Raw genomic sequence first — 20161 nt, forward strand, 5'->3', positions numbered from 1 at the left:
TAAACGATGAGCATATCAATACGGTCGCTGAATAAGGTTTACCCGAATGGGAACCATGCATTAAAAGATATCAATATGGAGATTCCAACAGGTATGTTTGGCCTGCTGGGACCCAATGGTGCCGGGAAATCCACCCTGATGCGAATCCTTGTGGCTCTTATGGAGCCGTCGTCAGGTGAAGTCGATGTATTTGGATATAACCTGTTGAGAGAGCGTAAGGAGGTGCGTGGTATCCTTGGTTATTTACCGCAGGACTTCCGTTTTTTTGCCAAATATAAAACCTATGAATTTTTAGACTATGCTGCCCGATTATCCGGTATGAACAACAAAAAGCAGCGTCGTCAGGCGGTGGATGAGATGTTGGAAAGTGTCGGATTGTTTGATGTGAGGGAACGGTATGCCGGTAAACTGTCGGGTGGAATGAAGCGTCGCCTGGGTATTGCCCAGGCACTGATCCATAATCCGAAATTGATTATCGTGGATGAACCCACCACGGGGCTCGATCCGGAAGAGCGTATCCGTTTTCGTAACCTGCTTTCAAAAATCAGCGAGCAGGATGTAACCATCATTCTATCGACCCATATCGTGGGTGATATATCGAGTACCTGTAACAGTATGGCTTTGATGAATAAAGGTGAAATAGCCTTTTTCGGTTCGCCCGAAGAGATGCGGAAGACAGCGGAAGGGAAAGTATGGCGTATGCAAATCAGTGGCGACGAGTTGCCGCTGATCGATAAGAAATATCCGGTTATCACTACAATACCATCGGGGACGGGATGGGAGGTTCAGGTCGTTGCCGACGAAATAGAGGGATACGACGCGGAGCCTTATCCGCCCAATCTCGAACACGCGTATGTCTATTATATGGAGAAAAAGTTGAATCGGTGGTTTGATAGTGAATAAGTAGATTAAGATAGAGAGCATGTCTAAATTGCATAATATACAGTCTGTTGCCAAATATGAGAGTAAGCTCCTGATGCGAAGCTGGTTTTACCGTATTTTTCTTATACTGGCGATTCTATTTTTGTGCATATTCAATTTTGGGGCGTTGGTCGCTGAAGGAGGCGGCTTCTGGATCATGAAGGCGTTGCCCGCCAATGTCCCCTATGTTAACCTGATGTTTTTAAATACCGGACAGGCTATCATCGCCGTATTCCTCTCCTCCGAGTTTCTGAAATCGGATAAAAAACTCGATACTTCGGAGGTCTTTTATGTACATCCTCTTAGCAATGCGGAATATGTGATCGGTAAGATTTGGGGGAATATGGCGGTTTTTATCCGTCTCGACCTTTTTGTCATCCTGTTGATTGTTATTTTCAATATTGTCTCCGGCGTATCCATCGACTGGATGGCTTATGGGGTCTATTTTCTGCTGATTTGTATCCCCACCTTGATCTATATCTTCGGCTTATCGGTCGGACTTATGCTTGTGCTTAAAAGCCAGGCCATTACTTTTGTGGTTTTATTGGGATATATCGCCCTTACGCTGTTTTATATTGGTGATAAGTTCTACTACCTCTTCGATTACATGGTGTATAATCTGCCGCTGGTGAAATCGACGATTGTGGGTTTTTCCAATTGGGGTACGTTGATTAACCACCGTATGATCTACCTTTTACTCGGATTGGGATTTATTTGCCTTGCCATCTTTCTGTTCAGGCGCCTTCCTAATACAAAATATGGCAGTTATCGCTGGCTTTTCTTGTCACTGCTCTTCGTGGTTGCCGGGATATGGTCGGCATACAATCATGTGGACTCCATTATGAAAGCGGCCAAAATGCGTCAGTTATATACCGAAGTGAACAATCAATATGTGAGCAAGCCTAAGATGGTGATCGACCATTATGATATCAGCCTGAATCAGCATCCCCAGACCATCTCTTCGGAAGTGGAGATGCGTGCGGTAGCTTTGGAAAAAGCGACTGTATTTACATTTTGCCTGAACCCCGGATTGAGAGTGAGCGAAGTAACCGAAAATGATCAATCATTGTCATTTACACGCGATCATCAAATCCTGTTGATTAATTTCGGACGTGAGATAGCCTCGGGAGATTCGGTTCGTGTCAAGGTGAAATATGATGGGGTAATCGATGATGGCTTTTGTTATCTGGATATTCCTTCCGAGATATTGGAGGAGGAGTATGCCAGTCAGATGTTCAAGATCGACAAGAAATATAGTTTCCAGGATAAGAACTACCTGCTTTTCACCCCCGAAACCTACTGGTATCCACGCCCCGGTACGTCGTACAGCAGTGAAAACCCGGATTGGCAACAGGCTTATTTCAGCCATTTCCGCCTGAAGGTGACGACGATCAACAACTTGAAAGCGCTGTCGCAGGGAACCATGAAATGGCCGATCGTGAAAAGAACCGAGGTAGAGGTTGATGAACCGGAGGAAGAGAATAGTGAATTAGCCGCTCCTGAAGAAGATGACCATCCTGACAGGGATAGGTTCTCCCGAAGAGATTCAACCAGAGGCCCCGGCCGGGATAGGGATACAACCCGATTCTCAGGTCGCGATAGAGACTCAATCCGACCCTTTAGCCGTGATAGAGATACAACCCGGGTCTTTTCACGCGATTCGCTTCGCAGACAGCGAGGCAATAGAGATGGTAGGTCCGGTGGAGAAGAGAATCGTGAAGCGGGCGCTGAACGGGGAGGGAATCGTGAAGCAAGAGCTGAGCGAGGAGGAAATCGTGAATGGGGTGCTGAAGGAGGACGGAGTCGTGAAGGAAGACCGGAAAGAAGTGAGAATCGCCAAGGGAGAGAAAATAGAGGCGAAAATAGCGAAAGAAGAGTAGAGAGAGGAGGAAATGTAGGAAATAACAGGAGCCAGGAAGGGATTACAGATAGAAGTGCCGGAGCAAGAAGCCCTCGTGGGGAGAATCCTTTTATCGCTACCCTATCGGATTCGGTTTCGGATCAAAAGAGTGAATTGCCGAAGAAAAGGACGAAAATAGTTACCGAGGTCACATATGATAGCCTGTTCATTTATGAGACTGATTTCCTGACCCCATCCATTTCACTTATCATCGGTGATTATGAACAGAAAAGTATCGATGTGAATGAAACTCTTTTCAGTATCTGGCACCTGAAAGAGCATGACTATTTTTCTTCCGCCTTCAATTCGATCGTCGACACGATACCTGCACAGATCAGGGAGCGAAGACGTTCGATAGAAAGAGCTTATTCGCTTGATTATTCGTTCAGTCGTTTTTCACTCGTGGAAGTGCCTGTGCAATTTTACAGTTATATGCGCACATGGACGCAGGCACAAGAGGTGATGCAACCTGAAATGGTGTTGATCCCTGAAAAAGGAAGTCTGATCAACGATGCGGATGTGGTAAGAAATGTCCAGAACGAGAAAAATTGGGCAAAACGGAATGGTCAGGAAATCAGTGATGAAGAGGCGGCTATACGTGTTTTGAACCGTTTTATGAGGTTGTTCGAGAGAACCGAAAGCAATTTTGATTGGTCACAGGATCGGGGATCGGTCAATGTTTCCGTGAAGCCCAATCCTTATTTTGTCTTTCCGCAATTATATAATTTCAGATACAATATTTTTTCATCCGAGTGGCCTATTGCCAATCGCTTGGTTGAACTTTACCTTCAGGATAAATCGGATAATAACAACTGGATCAGGCAAATGAACGGGATCAGTAATAGTGAAAAAGCAAACTTACTGATGGAGCAGTCACCCTTCAAGGAACTACTTGCCGATGCGGAACACCGGGATTTATTGGATAACGTCACTTCTCTGAAAGCCAATTATTTGTTTGCTTATGCAGAGCAAAATGTGGGATATAAAGAATACAGGGATTCGTTACGTGCTGTTTTGCAGCGCAATATATTTACCAACCTTAGATTTGAAAATCTATTAGATACCATGGGAATGATTGCCGAGGTAGACTTGCGTACACCTCTTCAAGCATGGAACTATCCTACACCTCTTCCCGTCTATATATTTGGAACGCCGGAAGTCACCCAGATTACGAATCGTGATAAAGAGGTATTTGTTGTGAAACTACAGGTTACAAATGATTCCGATCACGATGGAGTAATCAATGTGGAAATAAATACGGGAGGACAAGGCGGTGCAATATATGATCCGCGTGCAAAAAGGAAGGTGCCACTCAAGGCACATGAAACGAAAAACTTGATATCGGTATGGGACGAAGCGCCTCGCAATATTCATGTCAATACGTTGATTTCGGCGAATTTGCCCAATCTGATCAATCTTCCCGTCAACAATATCATTCGTGAAAGGAACAAACCCATAGATGAAGAAGGCGATTTCATTGTGGGAAACGCATCTTACAGCATACCAGGAGAGGTGATTGTCGATAACGAAGACTCGATTCTGTTCGTGCTGTCGGCACCTGATGTCGTGGGACTCTTACCGCAATGGCTTGATCGAGTGGATGACAACTCATTCCGCTATTCGGGTGTATCGGGGTGGCGTCCGCCGTTGCAGTGGACATTGACTACCAATGATAAATATTATGGCACGCATGTCCGTTCCGCTTATGTGATCAAAAGCGGAAGTGGAAGCCAGACCGCAACATGGAAGATCCCCGTTCCTGAAGCAGGACAGTACGACCTCTATTATTATTTCTACAAGCCGGAAGAACTTCGTAGGGGTGGCAGAGGTGGCCGTGGCCGGGGAGGTTCCGGTGGAGATGCTGAATATCACTTTAAAGTGAGGTATGACGATGACGAAGAGAATGCATACATCAATTTGCAGCGCTCGGAAGAGGGGTGGAGCATATTGGGAACTTACTTTTTTAGTAATGATACGGTACAAGTTGTGTTGAGTAATGATTGCAAGATACGTACCGTCACGGCCGATGCCGTTAAGATTGTCAGAAGATAAATAATTGTTAGTAAATTAAATAGTTATGAAGGATAAATGGTTGAGGATAAAACTTTCCTGCTTGCTGATATTTTTTGCAATGGTGTCATTGCTTTCGGTCACCCATGCCCAGGCGCCGTTAACCATTGAACAGGCATTGGATATTGCAGAAGAGAATAATCCCGATTTGAAAGCATCGAAGCTGAGCCTTGAAAGGTATCAACAGAATCTTGTCGCACAGCGGGCATCACTCAAGTCCAAATTCTCATTGGATCTTAATCCGCTGAGTTATGGCAGGTCGAGAAGGTTTGATAACAGACTTTCTCAATGGTATACCAATGAAACTCTTAATACGAGCGGGACGTTTATGATATCACAACCCATTTTACTGACCGATGGTGAAGTGTCGCTTATCAATACCTTCGGCTGGCAGGATAATAAATCGACGGTGGAAGGTATAGATAACAGTAACAGGGCATTTAGCAACGATCTTTATTTGCGGTTGACACAACCGATTTTTACCTATAATCGTCGGAAAATGGAGTTGAAACAGATTGAGTTTGACTATGAAAACGCGGGAATACGATATGCCTTGCAACGCTTAAATACCGAACGAAGCATTACCAATCAGTTCTATGCCGTATATATGGCCCAAAACAACCTTGCAATCAGTAAGGAAGAACTTGAAAATACGCAACAAAGCTTTGAAATCATCAAAAATAAAGTGGAGGCCGACCTGGCGGCGAAGGAAGAGCTTTTTCAGGCGGAATTGAATTTGGCAAATGCGCAATCTGCTGTTGAAGAACGACGTGTATCTCTTGAAAATGCGAAGGATCAGCTGAAACAAAGTTTAGGAATGTCGTTGAATGAAGATATAGAAGTGATGGCAGAGATAGAGGTGAGCCCCATAGCCGTAGATTTGAACAGGGCTGTGCAGAGCGGTTTGAGTTCAAGGATGGAAATCCGTCAACGTGAGATCGATATTGAACTGGGAGAACTTCAGATGATTCAGACCAAGAGTCTCAACGAGTTTAAGGGAAATATTTCCTTATCGGTAGGTATCATCGGCGACGATGAAAAGCTGAACAATATCTATGAGAATCCTACCCAAAATCCGCGTGTAGCCATCAGTTTCACCGTTCCTATCTTTGACTGGGGTGAAAAGAGAGCGCGGGTAAAGGCGCAAAAGATAGCGCAGACCATTGCCAAACTGGAGCAGGAAAATCTGAGGATCGATATCGAACTGGATGTGAGACAGGTGTGGAGGAGACTTGAAAATCTTCGTACACAGATTGATATCGCAGAAAAGAGTGTGCGCAATGCACAGCTTACATACGATATCAACCTGACAAGGTATCGTGAAGGTGATCTTACAGGTATGGAAATCAATCAGTTTCAAACCCAGCTCTCCAACAGGAAGATGGCCCATGCACAGGCGCTTATCAACTACAAGATCGAACTGCTCAACCTGAAAATTTTATCATTGTATGATTTTGAAAAGGATGAACATATTGTGCCGATCAGGGAATTGGCAGAAGCTACCAATTGAATTTTACTGACTTGAACTATTTCGATAAGCTAAATGAGCAGGGCCAAGCTTGCTTGAACTATGCCATAGCGAGAAATAGTCTAAATAATTGAAAATAAAATAAGAAATCATTTAATATAAAAACAAATAATCGGATGAAGTACAGGATCTTATTATCTACGGTAATTGTTGCTTTACTTACGGCTTGCGGAAATCAACCCCAAGGCACCCAAAGCGATATTGAAACACCTGTATCTGTGCAGGAACTTAAGAAAGGTTCGATCAGCAAGTTGATTAATACGACAGGAACGGCGCTGGCGACTTACAGCGTAGAACTCAATTCCGAGACGAGCGGATTTTACGCGCTTCAGACGAATCCTTCCACCGGCAGGCCTTATAAACTGGGAGATGCAGTTAAAAAAGGTCAACTGATCATACGGCTCGAAAACAAGGAGTATGAAAACGGGATTGCACTGGAATCGAAAAAACTCAGCCTTGAAATTACCGAACAGGAACAGAGCAAACAGAAGGCACTGTATGAAAAAGGAGGTGTTACACTGAGCGAAATGCGCAATACTGAGGTGAGGGTGACCAATGCCCGCCTTGACCTTGAAAACGCCACCATCAACCTGGAGAAAATGAGCGTGAGGGCACCATTCGACGGAGTGATCGTCACCTTGCCGCATTATACCCAGCAGGGGCGTGTGAACCAGGGAAGCCTGATGGTAGGGCTGATGGCCTATTCACGTATGTATATGGATATCAACCTGCCGGAAAGCGCCATCGGGTATGTGAAATCAAACCAGCCGGTATATGTGACACATTACACTTTGCCCAATGACACGCTTCGTGGTGAAATCAGTGAATTGTCACCGGCTATCAGCACTGAAACACGTACCTTCAAAGGAAAGGTGTTGATTGATAACAACGGATTGAAGCTGCGTCCCGGTATGTTTGTGAAGGCCGATATCGTGGTGGATAGGGCAGACAGTGCGATTATCATCCCGAAAGATGTTATCCTTTCACGGAGAAACAGGAAATATGTCTATGTCGTGGAAAAAAATACCGCAATCGTGAGAGATATTCAGACAGGTCTTGAAGATGAAGATAACGTAGAGGTAACCCAGGGATTGAATGTAAATGACAATCTGATCATCAGGGGATACGAGACTTTGCGTGAGAACAGCCGCGTGAAAGTATTGAAGTAGCCTGGACAGAAGGGTAATTATACTTTTAACATGATACAGTAAATGAGGAATATAGTCAGATTTGCATTAAGAAATCCCGTTACCATCAGTATGATCGTATTTGCCATCCTGCTGTTGGGTAAGATCTCGTACGACCGGCTGAGTGTGGATTTATTGCCTGATATGAATTCGCCGCGTCTTTTTATAGAGTTTGAGGCGGGAGAACGTCCACCGGAGGAGATCGAGAAGATGTTTGTCGAAAACATGGAGTCGATGGCTATCCGTCAAAGCGATGTGACGCAGGTATCATCTATTGTCAGGGCAGGATCTGCCCGCATAACGGTCGAGTATGTACAGAATAAGGATATGGATGAAGCCTTCCTCGATCTTCAGAAGGCGATGACCCCGTTTTCGCAGAATCAGGATATAGAATCGATCAATATCACCCAGCACGATCCGAATACAGCGCCGGTAATGCTAATCGCCATGTCCCACCATTCGATAGATGATATGACGGAGTTGCGCAAGATGGCGAATAGTTATGTGCGTAACGAACTCATACGTCTTGAGGGAGTCGCCGAAGTGGCTTTGTCGGGTGAAGAGATTCCTGTGTTAACCGTGGAGACCGATCCTTATAAATTGAGTGCTTTCGGCCTCACCATGGAAGAGATTGCTTCGAGAATTGAGACCAATAACCAGAGTATCTCCGGAGGACGGGTGAGCGAACTGGGGCTTCAATACCTGGTTAAGAGTTCGTCGCTGTTTGCATCCGAATCGGACTTCGAGAATCTGATCGTCGGTTATAAGGCTACCGAGGCAACCTCAGGTGGAACTGCAACACAAGGTGCGAACGGCAGTATGGAAAGAGCACCCCTATTTCTACGTGAATTGGCCACGGTGAAGTTTAAAAACGCTCATCCCGACAATATTGTGCGTATCAACGGTGAGCGTTGTATCGGCCTTTCCGTCTACAAGGAGACCCGGTTTAATACTGTCAAGGCTGTAGATCTGATCAACAATCAGTTGAAGGTGATAGAGCATGCGCTGCCGGGATACAAGTTCCAGGTGATCAGCAATCAGGGAACTTTTATCAAGCAGTCGATCGGTGAGGTGATGGATAGCGCCCTCTTTGGTATGTTATTGGCTGTGCTGGTCCTGTTTTTCTTCCTTCGCCGTATAGGTACAACCCTTATTGTCAGCGTGTCGATACCGATATCGATCATTGCCACGTTTAACATGATGTATTTCAATGGGTTGACGCTTAATGTGATGACCCTGAGCGGCCTTGCGTTGGGCGCGGGGATGCTTATCGACAATGCCATCGTGGTGATTGAGAGTATCTTCCGCAACCGTGAACAAGGACTGGACCGGGAAAAATCGATTATCAACGGAACTACCGAGATATCGGGTGCGGTGATTGCCTCCACATTAACCACCATCGTGGTGTTTATCCCGATCGTCTATTTGCATGGCGCTTCGGGAGAGCTTTTCAAGGATCAGGCATGGACTGTGACCTTTTCACTGCTGTCTTCGCTATTTGTCGCCTTGCTGGTAATCCCCATGTTATACGACCGGTTGTCCGGGCGAAAGAATGTGAAAATCGAGACAAAGGCTGTGCAATTCAAAGGATATAGTAATCAGCTTCGTCGTTTGCTCAAGCAACGGTGGTGGGTGATCGGTATTTCGGTGGCTATCCTGGCTGTTTCCCTCTTTTTCCTTCCCTTTATCGGCACCGAGTTTCTGCCGCGTTCGGAAGGGAAAGATTTTACTATATCCGTTAAATTGCCCGAAGGCACCCGGTTGGAACGGACCGATGCCGTGGTGAATAATCTGGAATACCTGCTCCATAACGTCAGCGAAGACAGTCTGGCCACGATATATAGCCATATTGGCAAAGGATCTTCGGCCAACGAGATCTTCGAAGGCGAGCATACCGCCATGATGAAAGTTATCTTATCCAAAGAAAGCCGGTTGTCACCCGAAGAGGTGATCGCCCGTTTTCTCGATGAGACAAGCGACATAGAGGGGCTGGAACTTTCGTTCAAGCAGGATAACAATTCATTGGGTGAATTTTTGGGAAGCGAGGAAGCCCCCATTGTAGTAGAAGTGAAAGGGGACGATCTCGAAGAGATTGCTTTCCTGACGGATGAGGTGCTGTCGCAAATGGTATCTGTAAACGGCATTTATAATACCAAATCGTCAATGGCGGACGGAGCACCCGAACTCAACGTGTCGCTCAACCGTACCATTGCGGGGATCAATAATATCACGGTGGCCACGGTCATCCAGCAAATAGGACAGCAACTACAGGGACGTGACGTCGGAAAGATGGATTACAGGGGTGAGATGCGTGATATAGTCATCAAGGTGCCGGATATTACCAGGAAAGATCTGGAAAATCTGGTGATACGAAGCGGGAGCCAGGAATTCCGGTTGAGCGAGATAGCTACCATCACCGGTTCGAATGCGCCCAAAGAGATATTCCGCCGCAACCAGAGCCGCATCAACAAGATTGTCGCCGATATGGATGCAGGTAAATCACTCGACAAGGTAGCCCAGGAGATCCGTGCAGCTGTCCGGGATATAGAGCTCCCCACCAACTATTCTATCACAGTGACCGGAGAAGAGGAAAAGCGGAAAGAGTCGATGGAAGGCCTTCTGTTTGCCTTATTACTTTCTGTCATTCTCGTGTATATGGTGCTCTCTTCCCAGTACGAATCACTACTTTATCCCTTTGTGATATTGCTGACCATACCGTTTGGCCTGATTGGCGCCGTCATGATCTTCCTGATAACGGGTACGCCCCTTAATATCATGGGAGTGATGGGTATCATCATGCTGGCGGGGATCGCTATCAACAACTCTATCCTGCTGGTGGGACGCATCAATCAATTGAAGAACTCGATGGATCTTACCGAGGCAATCGTAGTAGCAGGACAGCAGCGTATACGGCCGATCATCATGACAACTCTTACCACGATCCTGGTATTGCTGCCCATGACGTTTGGTTTCGGGGAAGGTGCATCGATGCGCTCATCGATGGCGGTAGCCGTGATAGGCGGGCTGGTTACTTCCACGTTGATGAGCCTGGTGGTGATCCCGTGCGTGTTTTATGTTTTTGAACAGATGAAGCGGAATTTAACCGGACGGCGGTTGAAGGAAGATTGAAGATAGATTGAATTAGATTGACAAGAAAAGGATGAACTTTCTTTTAAATAGAAGAGTAACAATCAGTATGTTGTTTATTGCATTTACCCTGTTGGGGTATGTGTCGTATAAACAATTACCGGTAGAATTGCTTCCTAATGCAGAGCTGCCGATGCTGTACGTATCCGTCAATTCGCAACAGGATATGGATCCTGCCTATGTGGAATCGGAAGTGATCATTCCGCTTGAGGGGGCTATCAGTTCCGTGGGAGGGGTCGACAAGATACAATCGGAGGTCAGTAGCCGCCAGTCGTCTATCCGTATCGATTTTAAAAGCAATGTGAACTTTAAGACCACATCGTTGCGGCTAGAAGAGAAAATGAAAGAGGTGGCGACTTCACTTCCTACCGGATTTAACGTGCGTGTGCAGAAAATGGATGTGTCGATGATGAGCAACACTTTCATGTCGCTGCAGGTACGTGGCTTCGGAGGGGTCGACCGGGTGCGGAGTATCGTGGATGAGGAGGTGGTATCGGAACTGGAGAATATCGACGGGATTGCTGCCGTGCAGGTGTATGGCGGACGTGAACGGGCTATCGAGGTACAGTTGAATAAAGATGCTGCGAAAGCATTGAATATCACTCCTTCCCGTATAAGCAACCTGTTGAATAGTAACGCCCGTGAAAAAATATTTGTCGGTACCGTCAAGGAAACCGACAGTCAATATTTTGTGCATGTAAACTCATCGTATACCAAGGTATCGGACCTGGAAAACCTGGTGGTTGCCCCCGGCCCCATCCTGTTGAAAGATGTGGCCACCATATTCTTCGACTTGAAAGAAGAGACCTCTTTCAGCCGTGTTAACGGGAAGGAGTCGATCTCTGTTTCACTGGTCAATGATGCGCAAACAAATCTTATCGACCTGTCGCATCGTACCCTGGAGGCTATCAATCAACTCAATGAGCATCTGGCCCCATTGGACGTGGAGATCGTTGTCGACTCCAATACGGCCGAAACGATGGAGGATAATATCAACCAGATCATTAATCTCGCTTTGATGGGTGGGCTATTGGCCGTAATTGTGCTTTGGTTTTTCCTGAAGAATGTGCGGCTGGTATTCTTTATTGTCCTTTCCATGCCGATCTCTATCTTTACTGCATTCAACTTCTTTTATTATGCGGGGATTTCAGTCAACAGCCTTACCCTGGTAGGTATGGCCTTGGCTGTGGGTATGTTGCTCGATAACAGTATTGTCGTACTGGAGAATGTATACCGGCTGTCGGGCACGGGCATGCCTGCCGACCAGTCGGTCAAGCAGGGGACAAAAGAAGTGTGGCGTTCCATTGTGGCGGCCACCTTCACCACGGTGATTGTATTTCTGCCTTTTGTTTTCTCGGATAACTTCATGCTCAAGCTGATGGGATCACATATCGGTGTGTCGATCATCTCCACCCTCCTGGTCTCCTTGGCTGTGGCGTTGCTGTTCATACCGATGACAGCCTATTTTGTATTACGCAGTAAAAAGGGCAAAAGTGTTTTCTATGAAAAAGTATCGTTGTCACAACGCCCGATCCAGGTCTACCTTGTACTGTTAAAGGCCTGTATGCGGAATCCCGGTGTGACCATCTTCGGTTCTATTATCCTTCTTTTTCTCACTCTGATTTTATCCCTTTCCACCACAACAAGACAAAACAGGGAGGTGGATTCCGACCGTTTTAATATTTATGTGACGATGCCGGCAGGAAGCACATTGGAGAGCACCGACAAAATTGTTGCTGTTTTGGAAGAGCGGCTGGAGGAGATCCCCGAAAAGAAAGACCTTATCAGTCGCGTGAATGAGGAAGAGGCAGTGTTGACACTCGTTTTACAGGAAGACTTCCAAAAGATCGGGAAACGCAAGATCTCCGATATCAAGGCAGATGTGCAATCTAAAATACCGAATGTGGGTGGTACTGAGATTTTTGTGGCAGATGCTACGGGAGGCGGGCAAAACAGTGGCGGTGCATTGAGTGGTATGGTCGGTTTCATGAGTATGTTGGGGATCGGAGATAACCAGGAACGGATTGTTGTCAAAGGTTCGGATTATGAGATGATGCAGTTGGTGGCGGAGGATATTCAATATCAGATCGATCAACAGGATTATATCCAAAATTCGAGGGTCACTTTTGCGCGTCGTCAGCCGGAAATCCTGCTTGATTTCGACCAGATATTACTCACTTCGTATGGTATTACGCGTGCCAATATACTGACCGGATTATCTGAACTGAATACCGAGTTCTCCTCGGGAACCACTTTCAAGGTGGGCGAGGATACATACGATATCATCATACGGGATCAGACTCCCGAAGAAGAGGAGGAGCAACGGAAAAAACAAAAAACGATAGATGATCTTCAGGCGGTACAGATCACCAATACCAGCGGAGGGCTGCACAACCTGAAAGATATTGCTACCGTCAATAAGGGATTCGGGCGTGCCCGCATTACACGTGTCAATCAGGACAAACAGCTTGAGGTCCGTTACGGATTTCTGCGGAGTGTAGAGCAATCCAAAACGTTGCTTGAAGGTTATCGCTCCAATATTGATGAGTTGATTGCCAATTATAACCTGCCGGCAGGTGTTGCCATCGAGGTGATCCATGAAGAAGACCAGTTCGGGGAGTTTAGATTTCTTATCCTCGCCGCTTTTTTATTGATATTCATGATACTGGCAGTTGTGTTTGAGTCGGTTACCACCCCTCTGGTTATGCTCTTTTCCATCCCATTGGCCGCTATCGGTTCGCTGTTTGCATTGATTATCACCGGGAATAGTCTTATGAATGCCAATACATTGATGGGATTCCTTATTCTGTTGGGCGTGGTGGTGAACAATGGCATCATCCTGATCGACTACGCCAATATCTTACGGAAGAGCGGTTTTCGTCGAGAGAGGGCATTGATGACCGCCGGATTGTCGCGTATCCGTCCGATCCTGATCACGGCTATCACGACGATCATCGCCATGCTTCCATTGGCAATGGGTGATAACGAATATGCGGGAGCTATCGGTGCTCCGTTTGCCATCACCGTGATCGGCGGACTTGCGTTTTCAACCTTGCTCACGCTGGTGATTATCCCTACAGTCAATATGGGACTGGAAAATGCACTGGAATGGTACCGTACGCTGCCGGTAAAGACAAAAATAATCCATCTCGTACTTTTCGTGATAGGGGCGGCATTGATCTATCTTTATGCAGACGGGATGTTGTACCAGATATTATACCTGACGGCACTGGTAGCACTGATTCCCGGGGTTACCTATTTTGCCCAGACCAGTTTGCGGCGTGCCAGGGCGGATGTGGTGGATCCCGATAAGGAAATCCATATTGTGGTACGCAGCCTGGTGAAGATCTATGACCGTTCAGGACGCTTTGCCCGTGAATGGAACAGCGGATTGGCAATACGGCGGCGTTTAGGACTTACTGACGAATGTTATTCGCTGAAAGATTTTCTTCATATCAGTTGGCAATTTATCCTTTGGGGATTTGCCATCTATTTCACCTACTTTTATATCGAAAGTAAATTATGGAGCTTCCTGCTCTCCTTCGCAGTCTATGCCACCACGCTTTACCTGTGGCGTAAGATAAGGACATACCTGTTCTATCGTTTTGCAGGAAGCAAGGCCGTGAAATATATCAATCGGATCATCTTCTGGAGTATACCGCCGTTGATCCTGTTCGGACTTTACAAGAAACTGGATAATCTCCCGATGGTATTGATAATTGGTGCTTTGTGGGGATTGGGCATAGCCATCTATGTCTCTTCCCAGTATCTCTATGCAAAGAATATCAATATCGAACGGATCAAAGGGCGCTTTGCCGGGTTGAGACGTTCCTACTTCCGGATGGTGATGAGCATTCCGCTGATTGGAAAACGTCGCCGCCCGTTCAAGGCGCTGCGCAGCGTGTCGTTCGACATAAAGACGGGTATGTTCGGGTTGCTTGGTCCGAATGGAGCCGGAAAATCAACGCTGATGCGTATTATCACTGGGATTCTGGAGCAAAGCTACGGAACCATCTGGATCAACGGCCTGGATACCCGTGTATACCGGGAAGAGCTGCAGAGTCTGATCGGCTTCCTCCCACAGGAGTTCGGTACGTATGAAAATATGACTTCCTCGGAGTTCCTCGATTATGAGGCCATCCTGAAAGGGTTGACTGATGAGAAAGTCCGTAATGAACGAATCGAGTATGTCCTGAAGGCGGTACATATGTACGAGCGTAAGGATGATAAGATCGGCTCTTTCTCGGGAGGAATGAAGCAGCGGATAGGGATTGCATTGATATTGCTGCATCTGCCGCGTATCCTTGTGGTGGATGAACCTACTGCGGGACTCGACCCGCGCGAAAGGATCCGCTTCCGCAACCTGTTGGTAGAGCTGAGTAAGAATCGCATCGTTATCTTTTCCACCCATATTATTGAAGATATCTCCAGTTCCTGTAACCAGGTAGTGGTGGTGGATAAAGGACAGTTAAAATACTTCGGCGTTCCTGAAAAGATGGTAGATATGGCTGTGGGTAAGGTGTGGCAGTTCCTGATCGATAAGGAACTGTTTGAAGAAAAATTGGATAAATCGTTGGTGGTGAATAATATTCAGGAAGGAGACAAGATCCAGGTACGCTATATCTCGGAGGAAGAGCCTTATCCGGGAGCCGTTCAGGTAGAAGCCAATCTTGAAGATGCCTATTTATGTCTGTTGAAAAATATCTGAAGCTATGAGCTTAAAAAAATATATGGTTTTGACAACCAGGATGGTGCGGTATAACCTGAAAATTATATTTGCGGGTAAATTCTTCTGGTTTCTTTTGGCTGCTTTTGGCTTTTTTGCCTTTTTCATGTTCCAGCAGGCATGGAACCGGGCGGAAATCAACGAAGGGTCGATCTATAATTTGTTATTGTTCCCCTGTTTGTTGCTCATTTTCTATCCGGTGGTTTTCGGTATCCAGAATGATGAAGACAACCGGATACTGGAGATTATCTTCGGTATTCCCAATTACCGGTACAAGGTATGGGGTGTCCGTATGCTGATGATCTATGTGGCCAATTATTTCATCCTGGTACTTTTTGCCTATGTGGCCCGTATCCTGCTTTATCCTATCAATATTTTCGAGATGGCAGCACAGCTTATTTTTCCGATGCTCTTTTTCGGTAATCTGGCTTTTATGTTTTCCACGATCACCCGGAGCGGTAACGGCACGGCAGTGATCATGATTATTCTGGGACTTGTCTTTTTTATTTTTGTAGGTTCCAATAATCAGATGGCTAACTCCTTCTGGAATGTTTTCCTGAATCCGTTTTCCATCCCCGGCGATATCCACCCCATGATATGGCAGAACACCCTCCTCAAGAGCCGCCTTTTCCTGATCATCGGCAGTATCGTCTGGCTGATGATCGGCTTCCTCAACCTGCAGAAACGGGAGAAGTTCGTGTGATCAGACCGATAGATAGAGCCGTGATTGAGTTGAATGTTCCGTCGGTTCAAGATGATTACAAAGCGGAGTTTATACTGAGTATCCGGTGCCAAATTTTTCAGCGATCCATAAACTAAAAAATCTGTCGTCAATAAGATAGAAATCGTTTTCCCTGGTTAGAAATTCTTTTTCTAATAACTGTCGTAAGGCGGATTGTACTGTGCTGGCAGATTTCAACCCATGCTTACGGATAAAATTAAATGAGGTAACCTCTCTGGCTTTCCTTTCCTTGGCGATAGCGTAGATCACCTCTTTCTGTCTTTCAGGAAGGAGAGAGAGGATACCCTCAAACATGGGTTCAAATGAATTAACTGTACTTTCAATACAATGATCTATTATCCGGCTAGTACATACTTCACCCTTTTCCATTGAAGCATAGAGACGATGGAATATGTGTTGGATATACCATGTATGTCCTTCAAAGAGGTTATATATGCGCTCTACCAGTTCGTTACCTATGACTTTTTCTCCATGTTTCATGTGTCGTTGAATAAACTTCTGGTATTCCTTTAAGTCGATGGAACCAAGATTGATTAAAGATACGCTCTGATAAAACGGCCTGGAGTGTGAGAAAAAAATATTCTGCATCATGTGGTGCCGGCTTCCTGCAAAAATAAATGTGGTATTGGTACATTTTTGAATATGAGTACGTAAGATAGCTTCGATATTTTTTTCCGGATATCTGGCTATCTGTTGGAATTCGTCGATGGCTACTACGCAAGGTCTATCAGACGATTCCAGATAGGTGAAAATCTGTTCAAGGGAATACTCCGGTTTTGCAATCTCTCCGACACCTATGTCAAAGATAGGCGAACCTGTAGCCATATCCAGTTTGAATGCCGGACGGAGTGAAGAGATCACGTTGAAGAAATGGTCAATAACTTTTCTTCCCTTCGGTTTCAACGAGTCGAATATCTCTTTACCGAGTATAAAGACAAATTCTTTCAGGCTCCCCGTTGAATAGATATCTATGAAAAAAGGATAGAAATCTTTTTTTATTTCCGGGGAATGAAAACAATGTTGTATGAGCCCTGTTTTTCCCATGCGGCGGGGTGAAATGATTGCTGTATTACGGGAATTTAGTATCGCGGAGAGTAGTTCTTGCGATTCTATTCTACGATCACAGAAATATTCAGAAGAAACGTACCCCCCGATGACAAACGGATTTCGCAGTTTAGGTTTCATACTCCATATAAATTTTCCCCAAAGATAATTATTTAAATTTGAATTATCAATATTTGAATAATTATATTCTTGATAATTTATATAGTTGTAAGCCTCTCAGATTGAAAATAACGAAACTTTTCTCCAAATAAAACCGGACACTTTAAAATTTCACGAAGTGGGTGCTTCCTTTTGTGGTTGTCGTTTAAAATGCTTAATATTGTAACCCCATAGACTATTGCATAGATCGGTGGGATAAGTTTTATTCTATCTTTAAATAACTTCTAAATTTACAGATATATGCATAAGTTACTATTATCGAATATTATTGTTTTTCTGGGGATAACCCTTGCCGTGGGTGCCCAATCGCCCAATCCGGTGGATTATGTCAATCCGCTGGTGGGAACCGATTCCAAATATGAACTTTCCACCGGAAACACCTATCCTGCCATTGCCCTCCCATGGGGTATGAATTTCTGGTCGCCACAGACCGGCAAGATGGGGAGCGGCTGGATGTACACCTATCACTCCGATAAGATCAGGGGATTCAAGCAGACCCATCAGCCCAGTCCCTGGATGAATGATTACGGTCAGTTCTCACTGATGCCCATCACCGGAAAGCCGGTCTTCGACGAGGAGGAGCGGGCGAGTTGGTACTCCCATAAGGCAGAGATTGCGAAACCCTATTATTACAGGGTTTATCTCGCCGATTGGGATATCACCACCGAGATTGCCCCCACCGAACGGGCTGCCATGTTCCGGTTTACTTTCCCCGGGAGCGACAGCGCTTATGTAGTAACCGACGCTTTCGATAAAGGCTCTTCTATCCGCATCATTCCTGAAGAGCGAAAGATCGTGGGATACACTACCCGTAACAGTGGTGGTGTACCGGAGAACTTCAGGAACTACTTCGTGGTTGTCTTCGATAAACCGTTTACCTATGTCGCTGCAGTGAAAGACGGGGTGGTCGCAGAGAATGAAAGGGAATTTACCGGCAACCATGCCGGGGCGGTGATCGGCTTCAAGACGAACCGGAAGGAGCAGGTGCATGCCAGGGTTGCCTCCTCCTTTATCAGTGAGGAGCAGGCGATGCTGAACCTGAAAGAGCTGGGTGGAGACTCGTTCGATACCATTGCCGAAAAGGGTGAAGCGCGATGGAACGAGGTACTGGGACGTATCAGGGTAGAAGATGACAACACCGATAACCTGAGGACCTTCTACTCCAACCTCTACCGTACGCTGCTCTTCCCGAGAAATCTCTCGGAGATTGATGCAGATGGTAATATCTGGCATTATAGCCCTTACAATGGCGAGGTGCTCCCCGGTTATATGTTTACCGATACCGGATTCTGGGATACTTTCAGATGTCTCTTCCCGTTCCTTAATTTCATCTATCCCTCCGAAAACGTAAAGATGCAGGAAGGACTGGTGAATGCCTACAAGGAGAGTGGTTTCCTTCCCGAGTGGGCCAGTCCAGGCCACCGCAATATCATGGTGGGTAATAACTCCGCTTCGGTAGTCGCCGACGCCTATATCAAAGGGTTGAGGGGGTATGATATCGAAACACTCTGGGAAGCGCTCAAGCATGGAGCCAATAACGTGCATCCCACCGTAGGTGCTTCGGGTCGTACCGGCCATGCAGAATACAATCAATACGGATATATTCCCAATAACGTGAAAATCAGTCAGAATGTAGCCCGCACCTTGGAGTATGCCTACAACGACTGGACGATCTACAGCCTCGGGAAAGCCCTGGGCAAGCCGGAATCGGAGATCGCCATTTACGGTGAGCGGGCAATGAACTATAAGAACCTCTACAACCCCAAGCACAAGCTGATGGCAGGCCGTGCCGATGACGGTTCGTTCTCCGACTCGTTCAACCCGACCGACTGGAGCCGTGATTTTACCGAAGGCAACAGTTGGCATTACTCCTGGTCGGTGTTCCACGATCCGCAAGGGCTGATGGAGTTGATGGGAGGACGCCATGAGTTTGTCAATATGCTCGACTCGGTCTTTATCATTCCGGGATATGAAGGGATGAAGAGCCGCTCCATGATCCACGAGATGCGTGAGATGCAGGTGATGGATATGGGGCAGTATGCGCACGGTAACCAGCCGATACAACATATGGTCTATCTTTATAACTACGCGGGAGAGCCGTGGAAAGCACAATACTGGCTGCGGGAGATTATGGACAAGCTTTACTCCTCGGCGCCCGACGGTTACTGCGGCGACGAGGATAACGGGCAGACTTCCGCATGGTATGTCTTCTCTGCCCTGGGATTCTATCCTGTCTGCCCGGGTAGCGACCAGTATATCATCGGTTCTCCGCTCTTCAAATCGGTGGAGATCGATCTGGAGAACGGGAAAACCCTGAAGATCAAATCGACCAACAGCGCAAAGAAAAACCGCTATATTGCAGAAATGAACTTCAATGGTAAACGCTACACAAAAAACTACCTTATCCACGACGACCTGATGAAGGGAGGTGAGATTCTGTTTGACATGGGTGTCCAACCCAACAAGAAGCGGGGTACAAAGCGTGAAGATTTCCCCTATTCCTTTTCAAATAACAGGTAAGATGGCAGTTATTTCTTAAAGATCCAATTGCCACTCATTACGCAAATCGGAGAGGATACCTTTGGAGGTAAACTTAATGGAGTGTTCTATAGGTGTAGCGCACATTGGAAGGTGGGAGATTTTCCTTTCATATAGGGCATGTTAGGCTATTATCATGATGGAAAGCTTATTGATGATATCCCGAATGGTGTCCTTG

The 20161-nt window shown here is 46.1% G+C and carries 9 protein-coding genes; 8 read left to right on the top strand and 1 reads right to left on the bottom strand.

Translation table 11 applies throughout. The annotated features are described in order from the left end of the window. The first annotated feature begins 6 nt into the window (after window positions 1-6). From VB073_RS15860 to VB073_RS15890, 7 genes are all read left to right on the top strand, one after another. Window positions 7-903: an ABC transporter ATP-binding protein gene (locus VB073_RS15860; protein WP_323405165.1), complete on the top strand. Its 897-nt coding sequence runs from the start codon at window positions 7-9 to the stop codon at window positions 901-903. 19 nt (window positions 904-922) lie between these two features. Further along, entirely contained in the window at window positions 923-4873 is a 3951-nt protein-coding gene (locus VB073_RS15865) for a xanthan lyase (RefSeq protein ID WP_323405166.1), read from the top strand. Window positions 4874-4952: 79 nt separating this feature from the next. Continuing rightward, the gene (locus VB073_RS15870; RefSeq protein WP_323405230.1) at window positions 4953-6401 is read left to right on the top strand and encodes a TolC family protein; all 1449 of its coding nucleotides are present in this window, start codon (window positions 4953-4955) and stop codon (window positions 6399-6401) included. A 134-nt stretch (window positions 6402-6535) separates the two neighbouring features. Further along, window positions 6536-7588: an efflux RND transporter periplasmic adaptor subunit gene (locus tag VB073_RS15875; RefSeq protein WP_323405167.1), complete on the top strand. Its 1053-nt coding sequence runs from the start codon at window positions 6536-6538 to the stop codon at window positions 7586-7588. A gap of 42 nt (window positions 7589-7630) precedes the next feature. Then, window positions 7631-10735, top strand: coding sequence for an efflux RND transporter permease subunit (locus VB073_RS15880; protein ID WP_323405168.1), 3105 nt, complete (start codon window positions 7631-7633; stop codon window positions 10733-10735). Between the two features lie 31 nt (window positions 10736-10766). Continuing rightward, window positions 10767-15461: an efflux RND transporter permease subunit gene (locus VB073_RS15885; RefSeq protein ID WP_323405169.1), complete on the top strand. Its 4695-nt coding sequence runs from the start codon at window positions 10767-10769 to the stop codon at window positions 15459-15461. A 4-nt stretch (window positions 15462-15465) separates the two neighbouring features. After that, window positions 15466-16182 carry a hypothetical protein gene (locus tag VB073_RS15890; protein WP_323405170.1) on the top strand — a complete coding sequence of 239 codons (717 nt, stop codon included), beginning with the start codon at window positions 15466-15468 and terminating at the stop codon, window positions 16180-16182. Between the two features lie 69 nt (window positions 16183-16251). On the opposite strand, the gene VB073_RS15895 is transcribed toward VB073_RS15890, so the two are convergent. Then, window positions 16252-17406, bottom strand: coding sequence for an ATP-binding protein (locus tag VB073_RS15895; protein WP_323405171.1), 1155 nt, complete (start codon window positions 17404-17406; stop codon window positions 16252-16254). Between the two features lie 279 nt (window positions 17407-17685). Between VB073_RS15895 and VB073_RS15900 the strand changes: the two genes are divergently transcribed. Next, entirely contained in the window at window positions 17686-19965 is a 2280-nt protein-coding gene (locus VB073_RS15900; RefSeq protein WP_323405172.1) for a GH92 family glycosyl hydrolase, read from the top strand. The last annotated feature ends 196 nt before the right edge of the window (window positions 19966-20161 follow it).

It is taken from the genome of Proteiniphilum sp., from assembly GCF_034927365.1.
Lineage (GTDB): Bacteria > Bacteroidota > Bacteroidia > Bacteroidales > Dysgonomonadaceae > Proteiniphilum.